The 23,731-nt window shown below is 58.6% G+C and carries 21 protein-coding genes and 1 pseudogene; 10 read left to right on the top strand and 12 right to left on the bottom strand.

Features of this window, described 5'->3' with window-relative positions; translation table 11 throughout:
• The first annotated feature begins 985 nt into the window (after positions 1 to 985).
• The 6 genes from EN853_RS31615 to EN853_RS31640 all read left to right on the top strand — a co-directional run bounded on the left by EN853_RS31615 (position 986) and on the right by EN853_RS31640 (position 5,795).
• Positions 986 to 1,282: a hypothetical protein gene (locus EN853_RS31615; protein WP_127862879.1), complete on the top strand. Its 297-nt coding sequence runs from the start codon at positions 986 to 988 to the stop codon at positions 1,280 to 1,282.
• Positions 1,272 to 1,862: a hypothetical protein gene (locus EN853_RS31620; protein ID WP_127862880.1), complete on the top strand. Its 591-nt coding sequence runs from the start codon at positions 1,272 to 1,274 to the stop codon at positions 1,860 to 1,862. The genes EN853_RS31615 and EN853_RS31620 overlap by 11 nt, the downstream gene beginning before the upstream one ends.
• Before the next feature lie 194 nt (positions 1,863 to 2,056).
• The gene (locus EN853_RS31625) at positions 2,057 to 2,341 is read left to right on the top strand and encodes a DUF1778 domain-containing protein (protein ID WP_127862881.1); all 285 of its coding nucleotides are present in this window, start codon (positions 2,057 to 2,059) and stop codon (positions 2,339 to 2,341) included.
• Positions 2,342 to 2,851: a GNAT family N-acetyltransferase gene (locus EN853_RS31630; protein WP_127862882.1), complete on the top strand. Its 510-nt coding sequence runs from the start codon at positions 2,342 to 2,344 to the stop codon at positions 2,849 to 2,851.
• 931 nt (positions 2,852 to 3,782) lie between these two features.
• A complete protein-coding gene (locus tag EN853_RS31635; RefSeq protein WP_167524662.1) occupies positions 3,783 to 4,559 on the top strand; it encodes an ABC transporter permease in 777 nt (258 codons plus the stop codon).
• Between the two features lie 3 nt (positions 4,560 to 4,562).
• Positions 4,563 to 5,795 carry an ABC transporter ATP-binding protein gene (locus EN853_RS31640; protein ID WP_127862884.1) on the top strand — a complete coding sequence of 411 codons (1,233 nt, stop codon included), beginning with the start codon at positions 4,563 to 4,565 and terminating at the stop codon, positions 5,793 to 5,795.
• Here EN853_RS31640 and EN853_RS31645 read toward each other — a convergent pair.
• The 11 genes from EN853_RS31645 to EN853_RS31695 all read right to left on the bottom strand — a co-directional run bounded on the left by EN853_RS31645 (position 5,785) and on the right by EN853_RS31695 (position 17,850).
• Positions 5,785 to 6,744, bottom strand: coding sequence for a glycosyltransferase (locus tag EN853_RS31645; protein WP_127862885.1), 960 nt, complete (start codon positions 6,742 to 6,744; stop codon positions 5,785 to 5,787). The genes EN853_RS31640 and EN853_RS31645 overlap by 11 nt on opposite strands.
• Positions 6,741 to 7,619 carry a glycosyltransferase gene (locus EN853_RS31650; RefSeq protein WP_127862886.1) on the bottom strand — a complete coding sequence of 293 codons (879 nt, stop codon included), beginning with the start codon at positions 7,617 to 7,619 and terminating at the stop codon, positions 6,741 to 6,743. Before EN853_RS31650 ends, EN853_RS31645 begins: the two co-directional genes overlap by 4 nt.
• Positions 7,612 to 8,613 (bottom strand): polysaccharide deacetylase family protein, encoded by a 1,002-nt coding sequence (locus tag EN853_RS31655; RefSeq protein WP_127862887.1) that lies wholly within the window; start codon positions 8,611 to 8,613, stop codon positions 7,612 to 7,614. Before EN853_RS31655 ends, EN853_RS31650 begins: the two co-directional genes overlap by 8 nt.
• Complete coding sequence (locus EN853_RS31660) at positions 8,610 to 10,172, bottom strand: glycosyltransferase (protein ID WP_127862888.1); 1,563 nt, start codon at positions 10,170 to 10,172, stop codon at positions 8,610 to 8,612. The genes EN853_RS31655 and EN853_RS31660 overlap by 4 nt, the downstream gene beginning before the upstream one ends.
• Positions 10,169 to 11,266: an NAD-dependent epimerase/dehydratase family protein gene (locus EN853_RS31665; protein ID WP_167524664.1), complete on the bottom strand. Its 1,098-nt coding sequence runs from the start codon at positions 11,264 to 11,266 to the stop codon at positions 10,169 to 10,171. The genes EN853_RS31660 and EN853_RS31665 overlap by 4 nt, the downstream gene beginning before the upstream one ends.
• The gene (locus EN853_RS31670; RefSeq protein ID WP_127862890.1) at positions 11,263 to 12,363 is read right to left on the bottom strand and encodes a Gfo/Idh/MocA family oxidoreductase; all 1,101 of its coding nucleotides are present in this window, start codon (positions 12,361 to 12,363) and stop codon (positions 11,263 to 11,265) included. The genes EN853_RS31665 and EN853_RS31670 overlap by 4 nt, the downstream gene beginning before the upstream one ends.
• On the bottom strand, positions 12,347 to 13,339 hold the full coding sequence (locus tag EN853_RS31675) for a glycosyltransferase (RefSeq protein WP_127862891.1): 993 nt from the start codon (positions 13,337 to 13,339) through the stop codon (positions 12,347 to 12,349). The genes EN853_RS31670 and EN853_RS31675 overlap by 17 nt, the downstream gene beginning before the upstream one ends.
• Complete coding sequence (locus EN853_RS31680; protein WP_127862892.1) at positions 13,336 to 14,268, bottom strand: glycosyltransferase; 933 nt, start codon at positions 14,266 to 14,268, stop codon at positions 13,336 to 13,338. Before EN853_RS31680 ends, EN853_RS31675 begins: the two co-directional genes overlap by 4 nt.
• A 28-nt stretch (positions 14,269 to 14,296) precedes the next feature.
• Positions 14,297 to 15,298, bottom strand: coding sequence for an NAD-dependent epimerase/dehydratase family protein (locus tag EN853_RS31685; RefSeq protein WP_127862893.1), 1,002 nt, complete (start codon positions 15,296 to 15,298; stop codon positions 14,297 to 14,299).
• Position 15,299: 1 nt separating this feature from the next.
• Complete coding sequence (locus EN853_RS31690) at positions 15,300 to 16,490, bottom strand: glycosyltransferase family 2 protein (protein WP_127862894.1); 1,191 nt, start codon at positions 16,488 to 16,490, stop codon at positions 15,300 to 15,302.
• Between the two features lie 61 nt (positions 16,491 to 16,551).
• Positions 16,552 to 17,850 carry a polysaccharide biosynthesis/export family protein gene (locus tag EN853_RS31695; RefSeq protein ID WP_127862895.1) on the bottom strand — a complete coding sequence of 433 codons (1,299 nt, stop codon included), beginning with the start codon at positions 17,848 to 17,850 and terminating at the stop codon, positions 16,552 to 16,554.
• Positions 17,851 to 18,382: 532 nt separating this feature from the next.
• On the opposite strand from EN853_RS31695, the gene EN853_RS31700 reads away from it, so the two are divergent.
• From EN853_RS31700 to EN853_RS31710, 3 genes are all read left to right on the top strand, one after another.
• Positions 18,383 to 19,495 (top strand): glycosyltransferase, encoded by a 1,113-nt coding sequence (locus EN853_RS31700; RefSeq protein WP_127862896.1) that lies wholly within the window; start codon positions 18,383 to 18,385, stop codon positions 19,493 to 19,495.
• Positions 19,496 to 19,666: 171 nt separating this feature from the next.
• On the top strand, positions 19,667 to 19,966 hold the full coding sequence (locus EN853_RS35205; RefSeq protein ID WP_127862897.1) for an exopolysaccharide production repressor protein: 300 nt from the start codon (positions 19,667 to 19,669) through the stop codon (positions 19,964 to 19,966).
• Between the two features lie 466 nt (positions 19,967 to 20,432).
• On the top strand, positions 20,433 to 22,310 hold the full coding sequence (locus tag EN853_RS31710; RefSeq protein WP_127862898.1) for a Wzz/FepE/Etk N-terminal domain-containing protein: 1,878 nt from the start codon (positions 20,433 to 20,435) through the stop codon (positions 22,308 to 22,310).
• A gap of 333 nt (positions 22,311 to 22,643) precedes the next feature.
• Here the strand turns inward: EN853_RS31710 and EN853_RS34950 are convergent.
• A pseudogene (locus EN853_RS34950) lies at positions 22,644 to 22,862 on the bottom strand (serine recombinase); the annotation flags it as partial.
• Positions 22,863 to 23,064: 202 nt separating this feature from the next.
• Between EN853_RS34950 and EN853_RS34240 the strand changes: the two are divergent.
• Positions 23,065 to 23,349, top strand: a complete 285-nt coding sequence (locus tag EN853_RS34240; RefSeq protein ID WP_167524666.1) for a hypothetical protein — start codon at positions 23,065 to 23,067, stop codon at positions 23,347 to 23,349.
• Positions 23,350 to 23,731 lie beyond the last annotated feature (382 nt).

Consider the following 23,731-nt stretch of genomic DNA (forward strand, 5'->3'; position numbering starts at 1 on the left):
TATGGCGGATTTATCTTCAGTCTTGGTCATGGTGGCGTTCCTTCGCGGGAATCGGTGACGTGAACAATCACCAGCCTGCCATGACCGCCCTCTCGCAGCGAATTTGCAGAACTCTCAGCACACTACCGAGATGTCTGCCCGGGGACTCCCCCCTCCTCAGTTTAGGCCCGAAACATCGCCTGAGATCGCTCCTTGGCGATCGGAAGGAATGTCGGTCCCATATCTTCGTGCCTTTCACCAACACGCTGGCCAGGCGTCTGCAACCGGGCATTCCTGCGGAAGTTCACATTCAGACTGGCGAGCGCTACGGTTGGTCCTACCTGATGAAGCCGTTGTCGGATCCGCTTCAAAGGGCCTTCAGGGAATAGTTGCAAGCTGCTTTCGCACTGCCTCGGTCCTGATGACCGGCTCCGACAAGTAGGAACGCCCGAGGAGATAGGTTTCAACCTCGGCGCTTATGGCACCGGCTTTTCACCGCATAGCTCAACGGCAGGCAAGTTTCGGCATGGTGGGCTGGCATTCGACTTCATGAAGTGGTCGGGTTCAAAGCGCCCCCGATTAGCCGCGATTGTTCATTCCATATGGTGAGTGGTGCGGCACGGGAAACGCGATGTTGATCTATAGGCAACTGCGAAGTTTCTGGGACGGCTATGTTGCTGCCTATCGTGCTGCTGACGCTTCCGCATTGGAGCGATGTTCACGACCGACGCCGAGCCGCATTCCCCCTATGCGCTACCGATTCCGACGAAATCGTAGCGCTCCACGAAGCATGGACAAACGGCCACAGTGAGGCAGCGGACCAGAAATGCGGGCAAATCAACCGAATGGGCTTGGTGTGCAGCAACCTACTCGGAAGGACTGGAAACCGGCATCGACACTCTCGTCCGTGATCAAGCGACGATGATGTGAAAGGGCCAAGAACCTCGAGCGCTCCTTGCAAATATGTTGAACGTAAAATACGTTATGTTCAACATAGGAGGTTGGCATGGGTGCTCAAATCCATACTGCTGCAGACAGCGAAGCAAAGGTCGCGCTGACCCGTAACAAGCTCGTCCTTGAGCAGGCGAGGGCCGTTGGTCTGCTTGGCTCTGCCAAGAATACGCGCTTGTCGGGGCGCGTACCGTCGGACCTGATCGCCGCGGCCAAGAAGCGCGCCCACGTCACTTCGGACACCGAGTTGTTGGAGCTTGCGCTGTCGCGCCTGGCGCTGGAGGACGATTTCGGGGCTCGTCTCGTCAAGCGAAAAGGCAGCATTCCCTCGGATATCGACCTTGGGATTTGATCTTTCCGAAACCCTCCGAGCACTCAAGCCCCACAAACGCCAGGGAACACTCGCGCGCCGCGCCGATGACGATCTGCCATGGAGCGACGACGAACCGATTATCGGCGGTCCATTGTTTCTGGACACCACCGTCTATCTGGATGTTCTGCAGGGTCGATCGCCGGCAGGGGTGGATACGCTTTTAACTTATCGGCTGTGCCACCATTCGGCGGTGAGTTTTTCCGAGCTGACGCACGCATTCGGCCGACTAGATCCGAAGCATGCCTCTACGAAGGCCGTTCTGAATACGATCCAAGCCACGATCGCGGACATACCAGAGCACAGACTTCATGCCCCCGATACTGCGATCTGGGGGCAAGCCGGCATCCTCGCTGGCCTGCTCTTCCGAATGAGCAATTTGCCAAAGGGCGAAGGTCATGAACGCAAGTTCCTTAACGACGCTCTGGTTTTCCTGCAGGCGCGGCAGCTGGGTGCAAGCGTGCTCACGGGAAACATCCGGGACTTCGACTTTCTTTCCCAACTCGTTCCGACAGGGCGCGTGGTGCTGTACCGCACCCCAGAAGCGTCGAGATCCGTATGAATTGGCAATTGTTAGATCGTTCTGGATGACACCAGCACACGCATTGCTGCCATTCGAAATGCTTGGAAGCGAAAATCGATCGGCTAGTGCGAGTCGAAGGCTACGACAGTGAGTCGTGAGCTTCCTTCCATGGAGAGAAGTATTGCAATCCGCGTTACGTCGCCGTATATACAGTTGCACCACAGGAGCGCGACATGGCCACCACAGCCCCGAGAAAGGAAACGCCTGTCTCGATGCGATTCCGCGACGATGATCTGACGATCATCGATCGTGGCGCGGAACTGCTCGGCTTGTCGCGCACCGAATTCATGCGCCGCGCCGCATTGCACGAGGCGCAGACAGCGATCCTCAACGAGAGCGTCATCCGCCTCTCGCCAGACGCCTATGACGCCTTCATGCAGGCGATTTCCACTCCGGCCGCGGCTCCGCCGCCGAAGGCAGCCGAACGGCTGCGACGGGCAGCACCCTGGGAACGCTAGGTGGCGCTTTCCGGCATTGAACTGCTCGACGACACGCATCGGTTTGACGCTTTCGACTGCGGCAAGCCGGCGCTCAACGCGTGGCTCGCCGGCTTTGCCCGTACTAACCAGGCACGAGGGTTCACCCGTGTCCTGGTCGTTCACGACGTCGGAGACGTTGTCGGCTATTACGGTCTTGCGCCAAGCGTGATCCAGCCCAACAGCGCGCCGCGTGCGATCCGCACCGGGCGACCCCCGGACCCCATCCCCTGCCTCCTGATCGGACAGCTAGCTGTCGATCATCGCTATGCCGGGCAGGGCATCGGCAGCGGGCTGGTCAAAGATGCGCTGCGACGCTGCATCGCTGGGGCCGATATCGTCGGCGGCCGCGCGGTCGTTGTCCGGGCGATCGACGCCGAAGCTGAACGCTACTGGCAGAGCTGGGGCTTTATCGCTTCACGAGACAACCCGTCTGTTCTCATGCGTTCCGTGCAGGACCTGCGCCTTTGGTTGGCGGACACGGCCCACTAGATCCTCGACGGTGGTTCTTTTTGGGCTCTCCTCAAGGGACCATTTCCACGCCGATACGTAGCGAGCAACGGAAATGGAGCGAGTGGAATGGCCTCGCCGTCGTCAGTACTCCGCGCGAAACGCTCCGACGAAGCCGGCCCCGATTGCTCGGGGCCGGCTGCTTGCCGAGGGCTGTTGTGCCTGACGGGCACACCTGCGGTTTGGGCGGCCAGGCGCTAGCACGGGCGTGTCGATAAAAATCGCGCATCCGACACCGTCGCGAACAACGCCATCGAGGTATTGTAGCGCGGTTTCCAGGTGGCAGTGCAGCCGCCGTGTCGACCTCGCGGCCCGCTGAAGGGGGTGATGCGGGCAGGGGGCGCGTCTGAAGCGGCTTTTACGAAGATCGCACGTGGACGGGGCGTAAGGCCGACTGATCGTGGGCATTTCAGCTTCGCTGGGGCGCAGCCGAAAATGGCGTTGCTTCTGGCGATCGCTTCCGGACGGATAATTCCATGAGATGCATTCGCGCATGGCTTGGAACGCCGAGTGGTGGCGCCGGCTTCAATATCACTGTCGACAAGATGGGACTTGAGCGCATGGTCTCGAAGCGACGCGGCAGCCTGTACCCCAGTGCCCTGTCCGATTATCTGGGTGAAGACAAAATGGTGGGAGGATTTGGCGCCAGGTTACCAAACGGCCCGGCCGCGGGGCTCGACGCCTGGCCCTGGGCATTTGTCTCGAAAGTTTCTCGCAGAGTCGGTTGGCGGAGGCTGAAACAATAGTCTAGGCGTTCGAGCGTTCCCCATGGATAAAGTCCTGATTGCACTGCGCGGAAATGTAGGCCTCAATGGGCCATCAAGGAAGGAGGGACGCCATCATAGTGTCGGTATGGACAGGCCCGCAACCTGCAGCTGCTGAGACAGTAATCGATCCGTCCCGCAAGCGGCGGTTGATCGACCTTTCCGAACTTTGGCGATATCGGGAAGTTGTGTTCTTCCTAGCCTGGCGCGATTTCAAGGTCAGATACCGCCAGACTTATCTGGGTGTGCTTTGGGCAATGTTGCAGCCGCTCGTTGCCATGTCGGTCTTCAGCGTCTTCTTTGGCCGACTCGTAGGCGTCTCATCAAATGGCGCGCCATACCCGCTGTTTGTCCTGTGTGGGCTTGTGCCATGGAATTTTTTTTCGCGAGCGGTTGGCAGCATGGCGGGCAGTCTTGTCAACAACCAGGAACTGGTGAAGCGCGTCTATTTTCCGCGTCTGATCATTCCCATGTCCGCTATGGCCACGTGCGTGACCGATATGATCGTCGGCCTCGCTCTTTTGTTCGCCGCGATGCTGGTATTCGGAAGCTGGCCGGCACCGCAGGTGCTCTTCCTGCCACTGTTCGTGCTCGTCATGGCAGCGTCGGCGACGGGACTAGGAGTGGCACTATCTGCGATCAATGTCCGCTTTCGCGATGTGGGATATCTCGTTCCGTTCAGCCTCCAGATAGTTCTGTTCATGACCCCGGTTGTCTATCCGGGCAATCTCGTACCCCACTTCTGGCGACCAATCTACAGCCTGAACCCTATGGTCGGGATAGTCGAGGCGGTGCGCTGGAGCGTACTGGGCACGCCCGCCGATTGGGTCATGATCTCGATATCGACCCTCTCCTCACTGGCCCTCCTCGTTGCCGGGCTGGCTATTTTCTCAAAGTCCGAACGCGCGTTTCCGGACCTGATCTGAGCAATGACCAACACAGTGATTCAAGCCACCAATCTCTCCAAGGCCTACAGACTGGGGGTGGTGAACAACAGCTTCCCAACCTTGCGGGACGCCCTGGCCAGCGGAGCGAGGCGTATCCTACATAGGAAGCCAGATTTGGGTCGGCGCAACGGTGGAGACGATCAATTCTGGGCTCTGAGGAACGTCTCCTTCGAGGTGCGCGCAGGCGAAGTCCTTGCCGTGATCGGACCCAACGGCGCGGGAAAGAGCACCATTCTGAAGATATTGGCCAAGATTGTGGAGCCGACTTCCGGTCGCGCGACGATACGCGGACGGCTCGGAGCTTTGCTGGAGGTTGGCACGGGGTTCCATGCGGAGCTCACCGGCCGCGAGAACATCTTTCTCAATGGAGCGATACTCGGCATGCGCCGCGCCGAGATCAGATCCAAGCTTGACGAAATCGTCGATTTCTCCGGCGTCGAGCCGTTTCTCGACACGCCCGTCAAGCGTTACTCAAGCGGCATGTACTTACGCTTGGCCTTCGCGATTGCTGCGCATGTCGATCCCGATATTCTGGTGATCGATGAGATATTGGCTGTTGGCGATGCCGCATTCCAGAAGAAATGCATTGCCAAGGCCGAGAGCGTCGCCGAAACGGGCCGCACCGTGCTGATCGCTAGCCACCAGATGTCGGTTCTGCAGCGGCTTTGCAACCGCGCAATTCTGATCGACGGCGGGACGATCCTAGCCGACGGCCCGACGAGCGACCTGGTCCGAAATTATCTGCAGACACAGGAAGCGCATGCGAGCACCGATCTGAGCACACGAACGACGCGCACCGGGCGCGGCCGCCTGCGTGTCGTCGGCATCGAGGTTTTCAACAAAAAGGGTCCCCTCGCGTCGGGGCAACCGGCGGTTTTTCGGCTTCAGGTCGATGGGCCGCGCGAAGCCGCGCAATGCCTTGTTACCATCATCGACGACCTCGGCGATCCTGTGACGTCGTTTGATACCCTGGAGCACTCCCTGCATGATCGTCAAGGCGACGTCTATACCGTGGATGTGAAGAGCCTTATGCTGAGACCGGGGCGCTACAGGATCGATGTAGCGCTCGTGGCGGACGACAGGGTGGTCGAAGACCACGTCGAGACCGCCGCTGTGTTCGATGTCATGCCCGGCTTGCTCGACGATCGACCGGTCACTGCCCAACCTGGCTTTGGCAGTGTCAGCTTTCCGCACCGGTGGGTGGTCAGGCGTTGACGCCTGACTTCAATTTGAAAGCACGCACAAGCTTCCGCCGAGCCTGGCGCCGCCGCCTTGCTATCCACATGCTGATCTTCAGGGCGAGCGAGCCGGCCTTGCTTGCGGTTGTTGGCGGCGTGACATAAGGCGCACGCGCCAGTCGCAACGCCCATTGAACGCGGAAGTCCTGCCGTCCACTTTCCGCCAAATGCTGCGCGACCCAGTCGAGAAAGGCTGCGCGGGCAGGGTGTTTCCCCATGCGGTCGTAGAGGCCTCGCTCTGTGGCCGACGCCGATGCCGAACCGGAATGCTGCCGGTAGCGTGCGAGCGTTACAGGAGTGACAAAGACGGGAAAGCGCAGGAATAGCTTCGCCCACAGTGCCTGGTCTTCATAGAGATCGAAGCGCTCTTCGAAGCCGCCAACCGTGATAATCGCGCTTCTGCGCACGAGCACGGAACAAGTGCACGGAACGTGGCCATCCTGCATCAGCAGAACCCGCCTCAGAAGCCGTGGAGGCTGATGCAAACGTCTGGCAAGTCCGTCTGTCGGTTCGATCCAGTCAGAGCGCGCGCTATTAGGATACCACCATCTGGTTGGCCCGAAGATCATTGCGGCATCTGGGTTGGCATCGGCTGCCGCCAGGACCGTCTCGAGCATATGCGGTTCGTACAGATCGTCTGCATCCAGGAAGGCAAACAAATCGCCGTTGCCGGCTTCTATTCCGGCGTTTCTAGCTGCCGCGGCGCCGCGCTTGGATCCGGGAGGCCTACGGAGCACCTTAATTCGGGGATCGGCTGCCGCAACATCATTGGCGATCTTGACACTGTTGTCGGTCGAGCCATCATCGACGAGCAAGAGCTCCCAATCCGTAACCGTCTGGGCTCGGACGCTGGCGATCGCTTCGGCCAAATTTTCCTCCGCGTTGAGGAAGGGGGTTATGATTGTTACCCGCGGCAGGGAAGTCACCGTTGAAGCCGTCTCTTAATACTTCGCTTGTTCGCTTTCCAGGTTTCGCGCGCGAGCTCTTTCCAGATTGCGGAGCGAATGCGCAAAGAAGCGCCCTGATCCGCCATCACGCCATTCAGCCACTTGAGAAACGCGATACGCGCGGCCTCGTCAGCGCCTGCCCTGGCGGAGGCAACAGAGCAGCTTTCAGCGTGCTGGCGGTATTTTGCCCAGATGCGGCCGGATACGTAGACGGGCGCGAATGCGAGCGCCTTGGCAAAGAATGTCTGATCCTCGAACATCAGGCGAAAGCTGTTCTCGAATCCCCCAAGCGTTGCGAACAAGCTTGAACGTATCAGGGCGTTGCAAGTTGTCGGCGTTTGGGCCTCATTCTGCAGAAGCAGTTCCATGAGCAGGGGTGGCTCATAACGGGCGTCTGGTTCAACGCCGAGCGGGTAGTAGAAGTCCGCACGATCAGCAGCCTCGTCCCAGCTATACCAGATCAGAGTCCGGCCATAGATCATGCCTAGCGCCGGATCGCTTTCCATGATGGAGACTTGTTCGGACAGCTTTTCGGGTAGCCATGTATCGTCGGCGTCGAGAAACGCGACATAGGCGCCGCGCGCCTCCGCCAGCCCACGGTTGCGCGAGGCACTGATACCATGATTGCGGTTGTCGTGATGAGACAATAGTCGCACCTTGCCCGGCAGGCGCTGCTCATAGCCGCGTATGATGGCAGATGACTGGTCAGTCGAGCCATCATCGACAACGAGGAGTTCCCAGTCGATAAAGCTTTGACCTATAATGCTATCAACAGCTTCCCGGAGATACTTCTCACCGTTGAACATGACTATAATTGCCGTGACACGCGGCCGTCCGCCTGAATTGTCAGCCATAGCATAGCACCATACGCCGAAAGTCAGCTTCACCCCAATCGGCGACCGTAACGCGCGGCAATCGGAAAGGATCAACGCGGGGCCCAGCTTCACGCGGCAGGGTGGTTACTGCATAGTCCATGCCGGCAGACCTTACGGCGTTGGCGGTGCTGCCATCGAAATCTCCAAACGGGTATGCGAATCCCACCACCCGGCGTCCTGTAATCTCCTCGCATTTTTGGCGGCTGCCTGAAATCTCGCGTTTAAGGTCGTCCCGTTTCAGTAGCGGCAAGGAAGGGTGCGTTAAGGTGTGGGCGCCGATCGAAACGCCATCGGTGTCGGCGAGCTGCCGCAGCTCCGAATGCGTCATGGCGCGATCGCGCCCTCGGGGACTGGCGTCGGTTCCTGCCCATCTTGCCAGCCGCTCTAGCGCCTTCTCGCGTTCGTGTGCTCTCAACGGCTTCAACAGTGCATGCAAGTCGAAATGAAGCGTCGTGCGGTTGATCGCGCTATTGGAGTCCGCCTGCGTTGCGTCCTCCCTCACGCGCCAGTCATAGTTTCGGCCAGCGATCTCGATCTCCAGAGCAGTCGGGAGAGCCGGCATTTCCAAAATGATGCGGGATAGAATATCCCACCAGAACACTGACGGATCGGTGATCGCATCGGTGGTCACGAAAACAGTCGCAGGACAGTTCATACGCCGCATGATCGGCGCGGCGTTTTGGAGGACATCCGCGTAGCCGTCGTCAAAGGTGATTGCCACCGCATTTCTCGGTGGTCGTCCCTCGCCAAGCCGTTGCGCCAGCCATTGCAGGGGAACGATGTCACGCGCTTTCGTCAAAACTTCGATCTGGCGGGCGAAATTTTGCGGCGAAACCGCGAGCCCCCAAGGGTCGACGAGCGGTACTCCGACGCGGTGATACATCAGCACGACAGGTCGATTGAAACCGGTAAGCAGGCGCCCCCGTCGCAGGAGTTTGCTGACAGTTTGACGGGCAGTCACGGCGCCGCTCATCGCTTGAAAGCCCGCGCCGCGACGATTACCGGACAGTAGCGGTCGTGCACATCAAGTAATGCCGAGTTCAACTCATGTTCTGCCAGGCCGTAGAGGAAGGCCGTAGCAGAATATGCGTTTCCATAGTGACTGACTTCGACGTTCTTCTCCCCGAACCTGTCCGACAGAAGTCGCCTCAGGGCAGCCGGAGTTATCGACCAGAACCAGCTATCGCCCCATTCTCCCCTGTCAATCGGGCTGACCCAAGGCACTGTAATCAGGAGTACGCCTCCCGGCTTCAGGATCCGCCACAGGGTTGCGACAGCAGCGGGTAGATCGAAAAGAAGGTGCAGGGTCTGGGTGAGTACGATACAATCGAAGGTCTCGGACGGAAGATCGTTGCTGTTTGCCAGATCACCCACGAAGGTTGTCAACGGGTGGCCGTCATAACGGTTCAGAACATCGCTTGTGGTAACCCGATTGCCTCCGAAACGCCTCGTGTAAGCGTTGTCGCCAATCTCCAGAACCCTTCCGGATATGTTGGATGAACAGGACGCGAGGAAAGTCTCGACAAAGCGGCGGTCCACTGGCTTGCCGCGATCGAAACCGAACTCCGTGCTGAAGGGTACAGTACGCTCGAGGTCACCGAACCGGGCGCTCGAGCGGTGCCGACTTGATCGGCGCCTGAAGCGATGCCGGAGCATCACGGCGGTCTGCAACGGCGCTGCAAGCGAAACGGCGATCGTGCTGCTGAGTTGACCGGCGAGGGAAGAACGGGATCGAAGCGCTGTACTAAGCTGTGCCAGTTGATTGTCCGTATAATAGCATTTCCATTTTTCGACACCCTGACGGTAGGCGGCCGCCCAATCAGGATTGGTCTGCGCGACGTTGCGCTGCCGGCGAAGGACCTTCAGGGCTGCGCGCAACATCATCGGATTGCTGTTCGACATATTGCTTGCGTGCCGACGGTAATCTGCGAGGTATTCCGGAGTGCAGGCTACCTTGTTCGCCCGTGATAGGCGAAGGTAGACGTCGTAGTCCTCGCAAGCCCGCAGTGACCGGTCAAATCCGCCGGCGGCTTCCAATGTCCCGCGGCGATAGAGCACCGTCGCATGCATCCCAATCAGATTGCCGGTCAGGAACCCTGCATAAGGGTCCTCGCCCACCGACCTCAGTGGCACAGTATTCCTGACTGCACCGGCCTCGTCGATGCAGCGGTAGGCACCGTAGACCAACGCGCAATCGGGATTGTCGTGAAACAAGGCAAGATTGGTCGCGAGCGCCACCGGGCGCAGCCTGTCGTCGGCATCCAGGAAGGCAATGAATTCGCCGCGCGCTGCCGTCATTCCGGTGTTACGGGCAGCGGCTAACCCCTGGTTTTTTTGGCGGATGTAGTGGACGTCGTCATATCGACGAACAACACTTTCGGGATTGTCCGACGACCCATCATCCACGATGATGATCTCATCCGGCTTTACGGTCTGGTTGCGCACGCTGTCGATCGCTTCGGCAAGGAACCGCGCATGATTGTAGGTCGTGATGACAACTGAAACGCTGGATGCAGCGGGGCGGGTGGTCATCTCTCACCCGCTCCGTTTCGCCACGTCGGGTAGCCGGCAAAGGTCAACCAACCGACCGATCGCCGACATGCTTCCTCGAAGCTGACAGCCGGCTGGTATCCGAGCTCGTGCTCGGCCTTGCGCCATGGAAGTTTCGTCTGGCACTGGTGCAAAAGTGCACGCTCCTGCGATACCATGACCGTTGGGGCCATAGTCGCACCGGTCGCATTGCGACCTGCCTTCCGCCACTCGGCATAGCCTGCCTTCAGTCCGCAGCGAACAGGCCTTGGTAGGCTTCCGACAAGCCGCCGATATCCTTCGCTTTCCTTTAGCCTTTGTTTCCAGCTCGGAGCAAATGACGATGGCGCTGAAGCCGAGATCGTGGCCAGGTCGAACCCCAGTGCTTCGGCGATCGGTCGGCAAAGATCTGCCCAACTGATCTCTTCCCGGTCGCCGATCAGATAGGTTCGCCCAGACGCCTCGGGCACTTCGATGGCAAGCTTGATCGCGTGAATGACATTGTCGACATAGGCGCTGTTGCAGATACCACGACCGCCATCCACCAAGTAGGCGGAACCGTCAATGAGCTCGTCGGCAAAACCACCGGTCCAACTGGAGCGTGGGCCAAAGACAATTCCGGGCCGCAGCACCACCACCTCCACCGCGCCGTCGCGTGACAGTTGCCCCAGTCGGCGTTCGGCATGAACCTTCGCATTATTGTATTCGATCGTCTGATCGTCATGCAGCGCGCTCGTTTCGTCCGTCCCGGGCGGGGGCGATTGGCCATGAACGGAAGCGCTGCTGAGATAGATCAGACGAAGCACGCCGGCAGCGGCGGCTGCACGATAGACGGGCTCGATAGCATCGACGATCGTGCGAGCATCACCGGCCACTGCATGTACGACGTACTTACAGCCTGCAAAGGCCGCGGTAAGAGCCTGAATATCACGCGCATCCGCCACCATTGCGTCAATCGCAAAGCGAGACAGACTGGCGAAAGCATCCGGCCTGCGAACGATCGGCCTCACATTCGCCCAGCCGGAAAGTTGCAGCAACTCGACGGTGCGGCAACCTATGAAGCCGTTGGCGCCAAGCACTGCAACAGTACCGGTCATTGTCTGGTCCCGGCGCAAGCAGCGACATGGAGCAATTCTTCCGGACCTAGCCAGGGCATGTCCATCAGTTTCCGTCTGGCATAGCATCCTTCGACCAGATCGAGCACATTGCGCCCAGCGCTGGCCGGCACGGAAAGAGGGACCCCATTTCGGACCGCATCCACCAAGCCCGAAATCTGATCGCAAAATGCATCGACAAAATCGCGCGACCGGCCGTCGGCATTGGTGAAGGAAACGGAGCCTGTCGTGCGACTTCCATCCAAGGCGACCTCCACAGTCTCGGTTTCATTGACTGTCCAGGAAATCGAGCCACGTTCGCCCTCAAGGCGGTAGAGATTCGGGCGAGCCCAATCCCGGCTCAACCTGACCGTCGCGTCGAAGCCGCCAAAACGCAGCCGGACAAGGCAGTTCGCCTCGACGCCGCCCATTGCGTCATCGGCGTAGTGGATCTCGTCGGGTTCTCCAAACCACCAGGTCAGGAGGTCAAGGCAATGCGTGCCGATATCCCGAAGTACGCCACCACCGGACTCCGCGAAGCTGAAATAGCTCGTCGAAGCCACCGGCCACTGGAAGGCGCCGCCCTCGAAACAACTGACGCTTCGCAACCGTCCGATCATTCCGCAATCGAGCATGGCCTTTATCGACCGCGTCGCAGGGAACTGCCTTCTGACGAGCCCTGTTGCCACATGAAGATTGTTGGCCGCCGCTGCGGCAAGGGTACGATCCGCCTCGCAGCTGCTCGTGGCCATCGGCTTTTCACACAGAACGTGCATCCCGGCTTCCAACGCCTGTATCGACTGATCGGCGTGATATCGAGGTGGCGAAGCAATGATCGCAATTTCGGCGTTCATAGCCAAAAGGCCGTCGAAACTGGCCGCAACCTTGGCTGAGGGCAGTCGCGCACGAACGAGTGCGGCCTGCTTCGCATCTGGATCGAATATCCCCGCGACTGCAACTTGGCCTCTGCCTTGAAGGCGTGAAAGCGCTTCCGCATAGTAGAGCTTTGTGACGGCGCCACATCCGGCCAAAACGAGCCGGACCGCTTCATCTTCGCGGCGACCTGCAGGGGGCTGCTCGGTTTCAACTAGGATGGACAATCCTGCCTCCCTGTCTTGAAACGAGCTGCAGCATACGCCCAATTGTCTTGAGCGAGGGATCGAAGCGGAACGCTTCGCTCATCTGCGCCAGGCATGCCGCCCATTCGCCAGCGCCGAACAGTCGCCGCGCAGTTTCGAGAGCGCTTAGCGCATAGGTCCGCCGGGCCGACGCGGCGACATCGTCCGCAAGCTCGGTTGGAAGATAGGCCTTGAAAATGTCGATCGCCATTCGTGTGTAGGCCATGTCCTCGGCACTTCGGATATGGCGCCCTGTGTTCGATTGGGGGTGCATGCGATAAAGTGCAAGGGCTTGCGGTTCGTACCAGACAGGAAACTGAGAAGCGATGCGGACCCACATCTCCCAGTCTTCACTGCATTTCAGCCGCCGGTCGAACGCGCCGAGTTCTTCGTAGACCGCGCGCCGCACCACAATCGATGGCGTCATGATGTGTTGTTCCAGCGCCAGTCGAACCGCCGCATTCTCGAGCCGTCCGGGGCTGGACTGCATTACAGGCGGGATCGACAGCTCCTGTCCGTGGGCATCCATGAATATCGCCCGGCAGAACGCCGCGCCCGTACCCGGGTCTGCGTCGAAGCCTCGTCCGAGTAATTCGTAGAAGCCGGGGCGGACGGCGTCGTCGCCGTGCAGGAGATGTACGAGTTCGCCCTGCGCACGATCCAGGCAGGTATGGAAGTTGCCGATATGCCCTAGATTCTGCGGCTGGTGGAAAAAGCCAACGCGGTTCCTACCGATTTTTTTCAAGACGCTTTGCGGATCATCGGAGGAACAGTCGTCAACCACCTCGATTTGCATCTGAGCCGGGCCGGGATCCTGCGCCAGCACGCTTTCCAGCGTCGCGGCAAGAAAGCGGGCGCAATTATAGGCGGGGATCATCACCGACCATTTCGGGCGAGCAGCCTCCCGTGGCAACGGCGAGATCAGATCGCGGTACTCGAAATCGCGGACCGCCGTCATCTCTGGAGCACCGAGGACTTCAGCAGGTGCAGTCCCAACCTGGCAATGTCGCGTTTGGGCACGTCACGTCCGGTGCCACCGCCGCGAAGGCTCCGCAGGAAGCACGATCTGGCCGATGGCAAATCGCCTTCTTCCAGATACCGTATTGACCAGTCATAGAAGTAGCGGGAGCAGCCGGCCCGCGCAGAGCTTGCCCCTTGAGTGTCCATGACCTGCGCCATGCGCCGGTAGAATCCTTCGATCGCATCCAGCTTGGGTCGGGTTGGCAGTGCCGATACCAGTCCGCCCGGATGCAGACGATAGACACCTGCTACCTCGTCGACGAAAGCGAGATCTGCCGTCTTTGCGCAAAGCACATATAGCGGCCAGTCAGTAATCGGAAAGAAATCAGCATACCACGACGGCACGTTTCGAACGCACGCGGTTCGCATCATGCCGGCGCAAGTTGCGAAAGGATTGCCTTCCCAGATGTCCCTTTGCGTCACGATGGGTTTCTGGTCCGCCCGCGTCCACCGCGTCGATGTGACCTCATCGCCATCCGCCACGACTGCGTTATAGAATAGTGCGGAAAGTTCCGGGTGCGCGTCGAGATGGGCCGCCTGATCTTTCAGCTTGGTCCTGGATGTCCACAGGTCGTCGCCATCGAGGATCGAAACGTAGCGCCCACGCGCCACCCGGAGTCCTCTCGCGACGACTTCGTTCGATCTCACATTATTGCCGGAATAGATCGCCGACAGCCTTTCAGGATGGTTGGAAACGTATCGCTCGACAATCTCCCGGGTGCCGTCGGTCGAAAAGTCTTCGCTGATCAATATCTCGACACCGAAATCGGTCTCTTGCATGAGAGCGCTGTCGATTGCGGCCGCCACGTAGCGTGCGTGATTGTAAGTGACAATAAGGACGGTCACGCGAACCGTTGATTCATTCACCTTCCGCTCCGCAGTACATGCCGCCCGCCTATCTCAGATGATGCCGATCATTGCCGGCTTTGGATCGCATGGGCTGCCTCATTTCCGCAATTTCACCATTGGCCTCAAACCAGCGCAGGGTGCGCACGACCCCCTCCTCATAGGGAACTTTGCACGACCATCCCGGCAGGATTCTTCGGCACAGAGTCAGGTCAGGACGCCGGTTGTTCGGATCCTGCGGCGCTGGCTCATCATGAACAATTGTCGTTCCAGGAATGAGACCCGCAACATACTTTGCGATCTCAAGCACCGAAACTTCCCGGTCGTTTCCTACATTGATTGCTCCCACATGATTGAAGTCCTCCAGCCAAAACAGCCGTTCGAGCCCATCGACAATATCGTCGACATAACCCCAGCTGCGGGTTTGGAGACCATCACCATGAACGACGATCGGCTTGCCGGACAACGCATTGGCGATAAAGTTGGAAACAGCACGCCCATCATCGGCTCGGGTGCGCGGACCGTAAACGTTAAAGATCCTGGCTACGCGCACATCAACGCCACGGACACGATTGCTCTCGAAGAGGAGCGCCTCGGTGCAGCGCTTGCCTTCGTCGTAGGAAGAGCGCGGCCCCGTACAGTCCACTGACCCCCGATACGTCTCAGGCAGCGGGTTGACCAAGGGATTTCCATAAACCTCCGAGGACGACGCAAAGCAGATTCGCCCACCCTTTTTGAGCAGCTTCAAGAGCCGCATAGCGCCAATCAGATTTGCTGAGACGGTACGCTCGGGCTCCCGCATATAGACTGGCGGCGACGCGGGCGACGCAAGATGAAAGATCTCGTCGAATTGGATATCGGATCTGAAATGCTCCACCTCGGAGCGGACCAGCACCAGGCGTTGATCTCGGATGTGATCAACGTTTTCTGCCCTGCCGGTCCATAGGCTGTCGACCACAACCAGCATGTCCAAATCGTTTCTTTTGAGAAGCCGATCTACCAGGTGCGACCCGATGAATCCTGCTCCTCCAGCCAGCAACAGCTTCTTCATCTCAGGTCTCGAGGGGACGTAGTAGGCTGCTGGAATTCGTGTCCTCGCTGGGCATTGCAAGCGTCCCTTCTTCAGGAGGCCGCGTCAAATAGGCTCCGGTTGGTCCAAGCTCTTCGTCCATTACAGCCAGATTGCTGAGCTCCCCGCGGTAGTTGGCATTCTCGGCGAAATCCGCAAACTCATGAACAGAGTAGTTCCAAAAATTTCTGCCGATCTCTGAGCTGCGGTCCTGGTTTTCCGGTTGGGGAAGCGCTCGCTTCACCTTGCGCAGGAAAATGTTCGCGAATGCGGCAACGAGTTTCGCGAACTGCACAGGTGATCGCCAGAGCATTTTGGTGCAGTGCTTGGCAACCGCAGCAAATCGGCGCGTCATTAGCCCAAGCTTGGCAATCTCGACATCGGTGCGGAACATCGCATCCAGCAGGACCGGCTTCACCGCCTCTGTGCAGCGGGCAAGTACGCTCTCAAGCACCATCCGACGCGAGATGAGCATTCGCACGAAATCTGCCGACATATTCCCTGGCGTTCGGCGATATCCGACAAGATGCTCCTCAACGACGCCGAAACGGTATTTCGAAGCAATGTTCTGTTGGATGAAGAAGTCCTCGCAACCCTCTGCACCGCTCTGGCGCAGTCGCGAGGAGTAGCCACCCATTTCGAACAGAACATCGCGCCGAAACATCGCTGAACTGCCGTTGCCGATGAAATTTTGTCCGAGATGCTGCATGAACACCCATCCATTCGGGTGCGTTCGCTTCGGCGTTAAGATCACCAGATCATCGGCATCAATCGTCCGGTAAAGTGTATAAACAAGCCCTAGATCATTGCCAGCCGCAGCGAAAACATGAAGTTGCTTTTCGAGCTTGGTCGGGTGCCAGAGGTCATCGGCGTCTATGGGCGCTATAAAGATGCCTTTGCTTGCCCGCGCCCCCGCATTCCGCGCCGACGCCACCCCACCATTCTTCTGTTGGAGCAACTTGATGCGCCCGTCGCTATCAGCCAGTCGTCGAACGATCGATGCTGTTCCGTCGGTCGAACCATCGTCAACGACTATAATTTCGATATTCCTATGCGTTTGGGCGAGCACGGACGCCAAGGTACGCTCGATGAATGGTTCCGCGTTGTATGCAGGGATGACAACCGCCACGAGCGCGTTGGTAGAGTGCTGTGAATTGCCCGGCAAATCCGCCATCCTCTCATATCTCGACTAGGACACCCTGTAACCGCGCGCCGCCTCTAGTACATTTAGCTGGTTAGTTCGCGACCGCCGCTTCTAGCGGGGTCTGCAGCGTAATTGTGATGGTGTCACCCGGAGCGAGCAGGGTATCTTCGGTCGCCCCGGTCGTCTCAGCCTGTCCGTCATTGGAACGGGTTACACCTATCGAAACCCGCCGGCTCCCTTCGGCTACAAGGTCGATGCGCAGCTGCCTCACATAGGCGATTTGTTTGGCCAACGAATCCATCTCAGCGCGCTTTTGCGTCATCGCCGCGCTTTCAGTCTGCAAGTCAGCCAGCAGGTCAATTCGACTCTGGTCGGTAAGCTTCTCAAGCCTTCGCTGCAAATCGCCTTGGTCGCGTTCAAGTCGAGAGATCTCAGCGTTGGTTTGCAAAGCGCGGGTCGCTGACAAGAGCACTGCGCGTTCAGCATCGTTGACCCTGGTGATCTCGATCAGACCTTTTTCGAAGAGCTTCTTGAGGCGATCAAGTTCCGTCGCATCCGCTGCCGCGCCCGCTTGATCCGCCTTCTGCTGCTCCTTCAGGTAGCTCATCCGTTCCGCAGCCTTGGCCGTGGCCAACTTGATTGAAGCGCGCTCCTTCTCCTGATCCGCATAGAGAGCTTCAAGGTGCTTTTGCTCCTGCTGCAGAGCTTCGTCGCGACGAGGTTCGAGGCTCGGGTAACGTTGTGCGTCCGAAACCTCAATCGCTCTGGCGCCGCTCAGCTGCGCCTCTATCCGAGCAGCTTTGATTTCGCTTTCCTGATACTGGATGCGCAGAACGTCAAGGCGGCCGCTAAGGTCCGCCACTGTCAGTTCAGGGTTTCCAACCTCACCGCGACCTATCTTATAGCCGCCGCCAGCCGCCACAGCTTGTCGGACAGTCATTCCTGGTCTGAAGGCCTGAGTCCCAGGAGAGGCAATGTCCCCGTCGATATAGACGGGTCGGTATTCTGCAATATCAACTATAATCTGATCCGGATAGAAACTTGTCCAATTCTCAGTACCGTCGGCATTTCGTTGCGGAAGGGACTTCGGTTTTAGAGCCTCGATTACCTCCTTGCGAACATCCTCTATTGTCTTCTGGAGAACGTTTAGGGGGCCCAAGACTGGCAAAACGATTATACCGCTCTGATCGATAACAGCTCGTTTTTGCATCTCGGGATAGCCTATGACAGCGAAGCCGATCACATCGCCAGTCTGCAGACGGTACTCGTCGACATTGTGCTCCTCAGCTAGGGCAGGGCCATTCGACAGATTCGCGTACGCGAACAACAGAAATATGCACGCGGGCGCGGCGTAACTGCCTGCCCGCCACCGCACCGATCTATTCGACATTTGCGCTCACCCAATTCAGCCCCTAGTCGCAACCCATTCAATGGATTGAGCAGTTGCGGATCGAGCAGGATATCAACTGCTCCAACCTGTCATGAAAATATCGAGTTCACTGTGCCCTCGGTCACAGCATGCGTGTCCGATATGCCTCACTTATCCCAGGTAAAGCTCGGTACAAAAGTCACCAAGGCAGAAGAGTTGGATTCGGCGTGACGGACCGAATAGCTAGCGTCGTTCCTCCAGGCCTGTCGTTGAAGTTCTGGCGTGTAGCGGCAGCTGAGAGCGACATCTATCTCCGGTTAGGCAGAACCATGGAGCTGGACGGCGGCTGGCAACGCAGCCCTTCGAGTTGATTGTTTTCGGCCTGCGTCGCGCATCCAGTTTCATTGGCAGGCGGTGGAGACAAACAAGGCCATACGACCGGGCCAAAGCCGCACCACCGGCCCTTCACCGCAAGCGACGGAGAAGTCCGCACAAGATCGAGCAGATATTTGCGATAGTAGATACGAGCGGCGATATAATCGGAGCACTCCACATGCGAATTCTTTACTTCATCTACGGATTCGATCCAGGCGGCGCCGAGCATGGGCTGCTCAACTTGTTGCGAGCGGGATTTTTCAGCGGTCACCAGATGAAGATTCTCGCCTGTTGCCGTGGCCGCGGTGGGGCTCTTGCCGATGAAATTGCCGCACAAATCGGAGAACAGAATTTTATCCTGACTTCGCAGAGTGAAGAGACTTCCTTGCGCAACTTCGTAGGCTCGTTCTTTGTAGTATTACGCCTCATCTGGGAGTGGCGGCCGGATATGGTTGCGTTGTCGCTCAAACAGGCCAATCTCCTGGGACGGCTTGCTGCGATGTTTGCTCCTCAACTGCACTGCGTTTCTTTCGAACACACCGCCCGCTACCGCTACCGCTCCCGGCGCGCCGCAGCCGTTTATGGCCCTGTGCTCAAGGCGCTGTCCTGGCGCGTCGACGAAATCTGGGCTGATTGCGAAAGTACGCTGCAGCAGACGCAGGTATACTTCTTGCCGCGCAGGCGCCGGTTGCATATCGTGCCTCTGTTTTGCTCCGATGAGGCTTCCAACTACAAGCGCGATTACGCGCTTCACACACCCTTGCGCCTTGCTGCTGCCGGACGGCTTATCCCGCTGAAGAACTTTGACCGCCTGATCGAGGCCATCCGAATGCTCCAAGACCGGAACGTTTCTGCAAGCCTCGATCTTTATGGCGACGGGCCGGAACGGCACGCGCTTTCGCGCAAGGCGGATGAGCTCGGCATCGGAGATCGCGTGCATTTCCATGGCTATGTGGCGCGCTGGTTCGAGCTAGCCTGTGATTGTGACATGTTTATCAACATGTCCGATACGGAAGGGTTCTGCATCGTCGTCGCAGAGGCGATGCTTGCCGGCCTTCCGGTGATCGCGACCGACGTCGGCGGTATCCGGGACTACGGCAAGGATGGAGAGAATATGCTGAAGCTTACTGTTTCCTCAGCGGGGAAGGCGGTGGCGCAAGCACTGATGTTCGTGGACGATGAAACGCTCCGCAAGAAGATCGGAATGCAGGCACGACAGGATATGCTGCAGGCCTATTCGCAGGGTGCTTTGCGTGTCCGCGCCGCGGCGGTGTTGGGTGGCGGACTGTAAGGACCGGCAAAGGACGGGCGACGAAGATAGCCAGGCCGATCGTGAATTCTGACGGCTCCGCAACTTGACCTCGCCCAGCTCGATGCCAGCGCGCGCAGGCGACCGGCTGGAGGAAGCGGCGCTTGCATTGCCGGTCCTTGCCGACGAACACCGTCTTTAAGTGGGACGGCGATGTCCTTTTTGCTTTTTTTGCGCGGCCTCATCATAGTCCTGTTGGTATTCGCCATCAGTACATATTTGCTTACCGGCTCGCTCTGGAGCACGATTGTCCAAACGGCAATTTGTGGGATCTTGATACAGATTGGGTACTTTGTTGCTGTCCTGCTGCTTGTGTGGCGCTCGGTCTCCAAAGAATCCGAGATTCCGAAGTCACACATCACGCGCGATGAGCCCGACAGGGAGCAACATCCGCGCCACTTAGGGAACAATTCGGACCACTTTCCGCCTAGAGGAGGACGATCAGCAGGATGACACCCCACACGACGATACAAAATGTGACTGCCGCCTGTCTTATTCGGGCACTGGAGAGGCCTTCCGCGAGGCGCCAAATGCGCGCAGACTTCTCACGGAGATCGTTATCGCGTGCCTGTGAATGACGAGGCATTCCAATCGAGATCCCTGTTTCCCCCAGGACAGGCTCAACCTAGGCCCTGGAATCTCTTGCTCAGATGTTTTGCCATTTGGCAATACGACTCAATTTCTTCCTTTAATTGGATCTCACGACGTGCAGCGGAGCATAGGCCGCGTGAGGTTCCGTTTTATTGCAATCAGAAGGTTAAGAATTCGCGCCTTTTGGCGAGGAGCGGACTGATGCCCGCCCCAATGCGGTGTGCTGTGCCCCCGGCGCCGATACTGAATTTGCGGACATTTGGTCAGATAGTGTGGTAGGGTGTTTTTCCCATGCGCTGCCAGTCTCATCCCACGGGTTTGAAGGCTCATGCTCCGCGAAGTTGAAAATCGGCACCCGGATGCTGCCTTCATATTCGGCGATCCTCTGTCGGGAACGATTGATCTCGAAACACTCCTGGCGGCAGCGCGACGGCAGTTGAGGCTTGTCCTTACATGCGCGCTAGCAGGCCTTATGATTGGGTTGGTGTACCTGGCGGCCGAGGTGCCCTTGTACGAGTCGACGGCCAGAATCCTAATCGACAAGAACCAGCCATCCGTCGTGACGAAGTTAACGGAGAGCGGAAGCTCCACACAGCTTGACCCGATGATGCTAAGTCAGGTCGAATTGTTGCGTTCCGACCGGATCGGGCTAAAGGTCGTTGACAGCCTCGGTCTCGCTACCGATCGTTCTTTTTTGTCAGCGTCGTATTCGTTGCTCAACAGTCTCACAGGATCGGTCGCTCGGGTGGTGCGGTCATTCATCGGCAGTTCCGAAGAAAGCGGAGCGCCGGTAAAATCGAGTGCGGCGCGAGGACCCGATCCTCGACGGCAGGCATTTGGCATTCTGGCTGATAATATAACGGTAGCTCGTGTAGGCGATACTTACATTCTGGAAATCCAATTTTGGTCGCCTAGCGCTGAAATGGCGCAACAAATCGCCAATAAGTATGCGGAGATCTATATCTCTGACCAAGTCGGAGCCAAAGATGAGTCGATTATCCGAGCTCGCAGTGCACTGGCGGAAGAGCTCGAGACGGTGCGGAAGCGATCGGTCGACGCCGAGCTCGCAGTCGACAGGTTCCGTAAAGACAATACGCTGACCAAGGAAACGCTGGTTACCTTGCGCCAGCTCGAACTTGAGGCGTCCTCTCTCAAGTCGCAATATGAACAGGTCCTGCAGCAGTACCAAGCGAGCCTGCAGAACCTTTCGATGGCGTTGTCGGAGGCGCGGATTATCTCAGAAGCACCGTACCCCAGCAGCCCGAGTTCTCCGAACAGCAGTCTTGCGTTGGCGGTCTGCGTCGTGCTCGGCGGCATGATTGGCGCCGGTGTGGGCGGAATTCGGGAGTACCGGGAGCGCTTTTTCCGCACGAGGGGTCAAGTGCGCGATGAGCTCGGACTTGACACGCTCGGAATGATCCCGTTGCTGGACGGGAAGGCAATTCGCCGGAACAAGGGTGATCGTGCGGCCGGAGAGCGGTCATTCATCGAGGTGGAGAATAGCGCTTTTAACTGGGTAGAGCAGCATCCGCGCTCGGAATTCGCTGAAGCGATGCGAACGGTTAAAGTCGCTGTTGACGCCGAGTTACCAAGGAAGAGCACCAAGGCGATCGGCATCGTTTCCTGCCTCCCGGGAGAAGGGAAGTCGCTGGTCGCGGCCAATTTTGCGATGGTTCTTGCTATGAAGCGCTGCAGGACCCTGTTGATCGATGCCGACATCCACAATCCGGGCTTGTCCCCTATGTTAGCCAACGGCTGGGAACGAGGCCTGGCCAACTTGTTGGCTGGAGACTTCAATGCGAGAGATTTGCTGGCCCATGAGTCATTGCCATTGAGGTTCCTCCCCGGCGTGAACCAGAGCCAACTAAAGCTCGCACAGACCGTGCAGCCTATCGAGAAAATGGGCGACTTTCTGCTGAAGGCGGGCTCTACGTTCAATTACGTCGTCGTAGATTTGCCCCCGTTGGCTCCAGTCGCGGACGTGCGGTCCTTCGTCCAGCACCTGGACGGCCTTCTTCTGGTTGTTGAATGGGGCGTGACCGCTCGTACATTCGTGCGCGAATGCCTCAACAACAATCCGATCCTTGCGGATAAATGTATCGGCGTTCTGCTTAACAAAGTCGATATCAACAGAATAAAGATGTATCAAAAGTTCGGCAGCGCCGAATTTTACAGTGAACGTTATGGCAAGTATTACCAGACTTAGTTGTTGAGAAAGCATTGTGGATCGCCTATGGAGGGCTGTGACGAACAACCTCCTCGAATATCGACATGGCAACTTAATGTTCGTTCGAGCCTATGCGCGCGAGACGCAAGAAATGGTGTTCGACGCGCATGACCGGGCGTTCGCCTTCTAGGCCAAGTCTGCGCGCACCATCTACGATGACTCGAAGACGGCAATCTCGCAGCCGCTCGCGTGACGCGCTCCTTGGCTATCCGGCTCTCAGTTACGCCTCCGGCGAGGGACGCCTTGCGCGAGCATGGCATGGTAGCGAGGCTGTGCTCTTAAGGTCGTCCTTACGAGCGTAGTTAGCAGCACGTCGGCCCAGCGTCCCGCCATGCTGCGAATAACCTCCAGGGCGTCATCGGAAGTGCTACACCCATGCTCGCCCGACTTCGGCTTGCGGACCCGCAATTGCGAGTGCTGGCCGCCCCGCCAATGGATCGTCAGGACCACCTCGCGTGTCGCTTCGTCGACATCGGCAATGATGTCGGTGACGAGCGCACGGAGGAGTCGTTGGCGAGCGCGCATGGTCACGCCCGATACTGGCGCCGCTGGCTCTCGAGGTTGCTCTCAACCTGGGCCGGAGTGGACTGCCGAACATAAACGACCGCCTTGCGCTTCAAAACCGCGGCCGGCAGGAGATCAGCGCTCGTCATCGTCACGCTCCTCGGCCGCAACGCTGGCGGCCTCCAACAGCAGACGGGTCAACCGGGCGACTGCTATCCGGCGGTCCGAGGTGCTGATCCTCTGGAGCTTTCCGGAATCGAACGGAATGCTGAGTTGGCGCGGCGCGAGTGGCAGCGGCAATGTTGGCAGGCTTCGCATCTTGCTCCTCCTGGACGATGTTTGGATCGCCCAGAGAGCTTCGTCTGATTCCCTGCTCGATGAGCAGCTGATGCAACTCAGTGAGCGCCGCCGTTGGGATACGCGCGGCGCGCCAAACGTCATTCCGGCACAGATGGCCGGATCGAGCATCCAAGCGGCCACGACGACGACCACGCCGGGCGCCGCTTCCACATGAACGACCTCGCCGCCGGCGCGCCGCTCTGTGTATAGGCGGCGAACGAACCCGCTCCACCGTCGAACGTGTCGCCAGCGACCTCGGCGTCAGCGAAGCGCTCATCCAGGACCTTACCCTCGGTCTCGAGCCCGAGGACGGCGTCATCTGGGTCTACGGCGCCAACGATGACGACGGGATCTTGGCCTTCACCGATGAAGGCATCGAGGAGGTCGTAGCCATCCGGCGAAGACCGCAGTCGTGCGTATCCGGCGGCCGTGAGCCCCTGAGCACCGCGGTGCTGGGGTCAAGCTTTCGATGGTGAGACGCGATGATATTCTTCGAGGAGGAGTTTGACCTCCTCGATGCCTTCATCGGTGAAGGCCAGGATCCCGTCGTCATCGTT

Source organism: Mesorhizobium sp. M1C.F.Ca.ET.210.01.1.1 (assembly GCF_004791585.1).
Classification (GTDB): Bacteria; Pseudomonadota; Alphaproteobacteria; order Rhizobiales; family Rhizobiaceae; genus Mesorhizobium.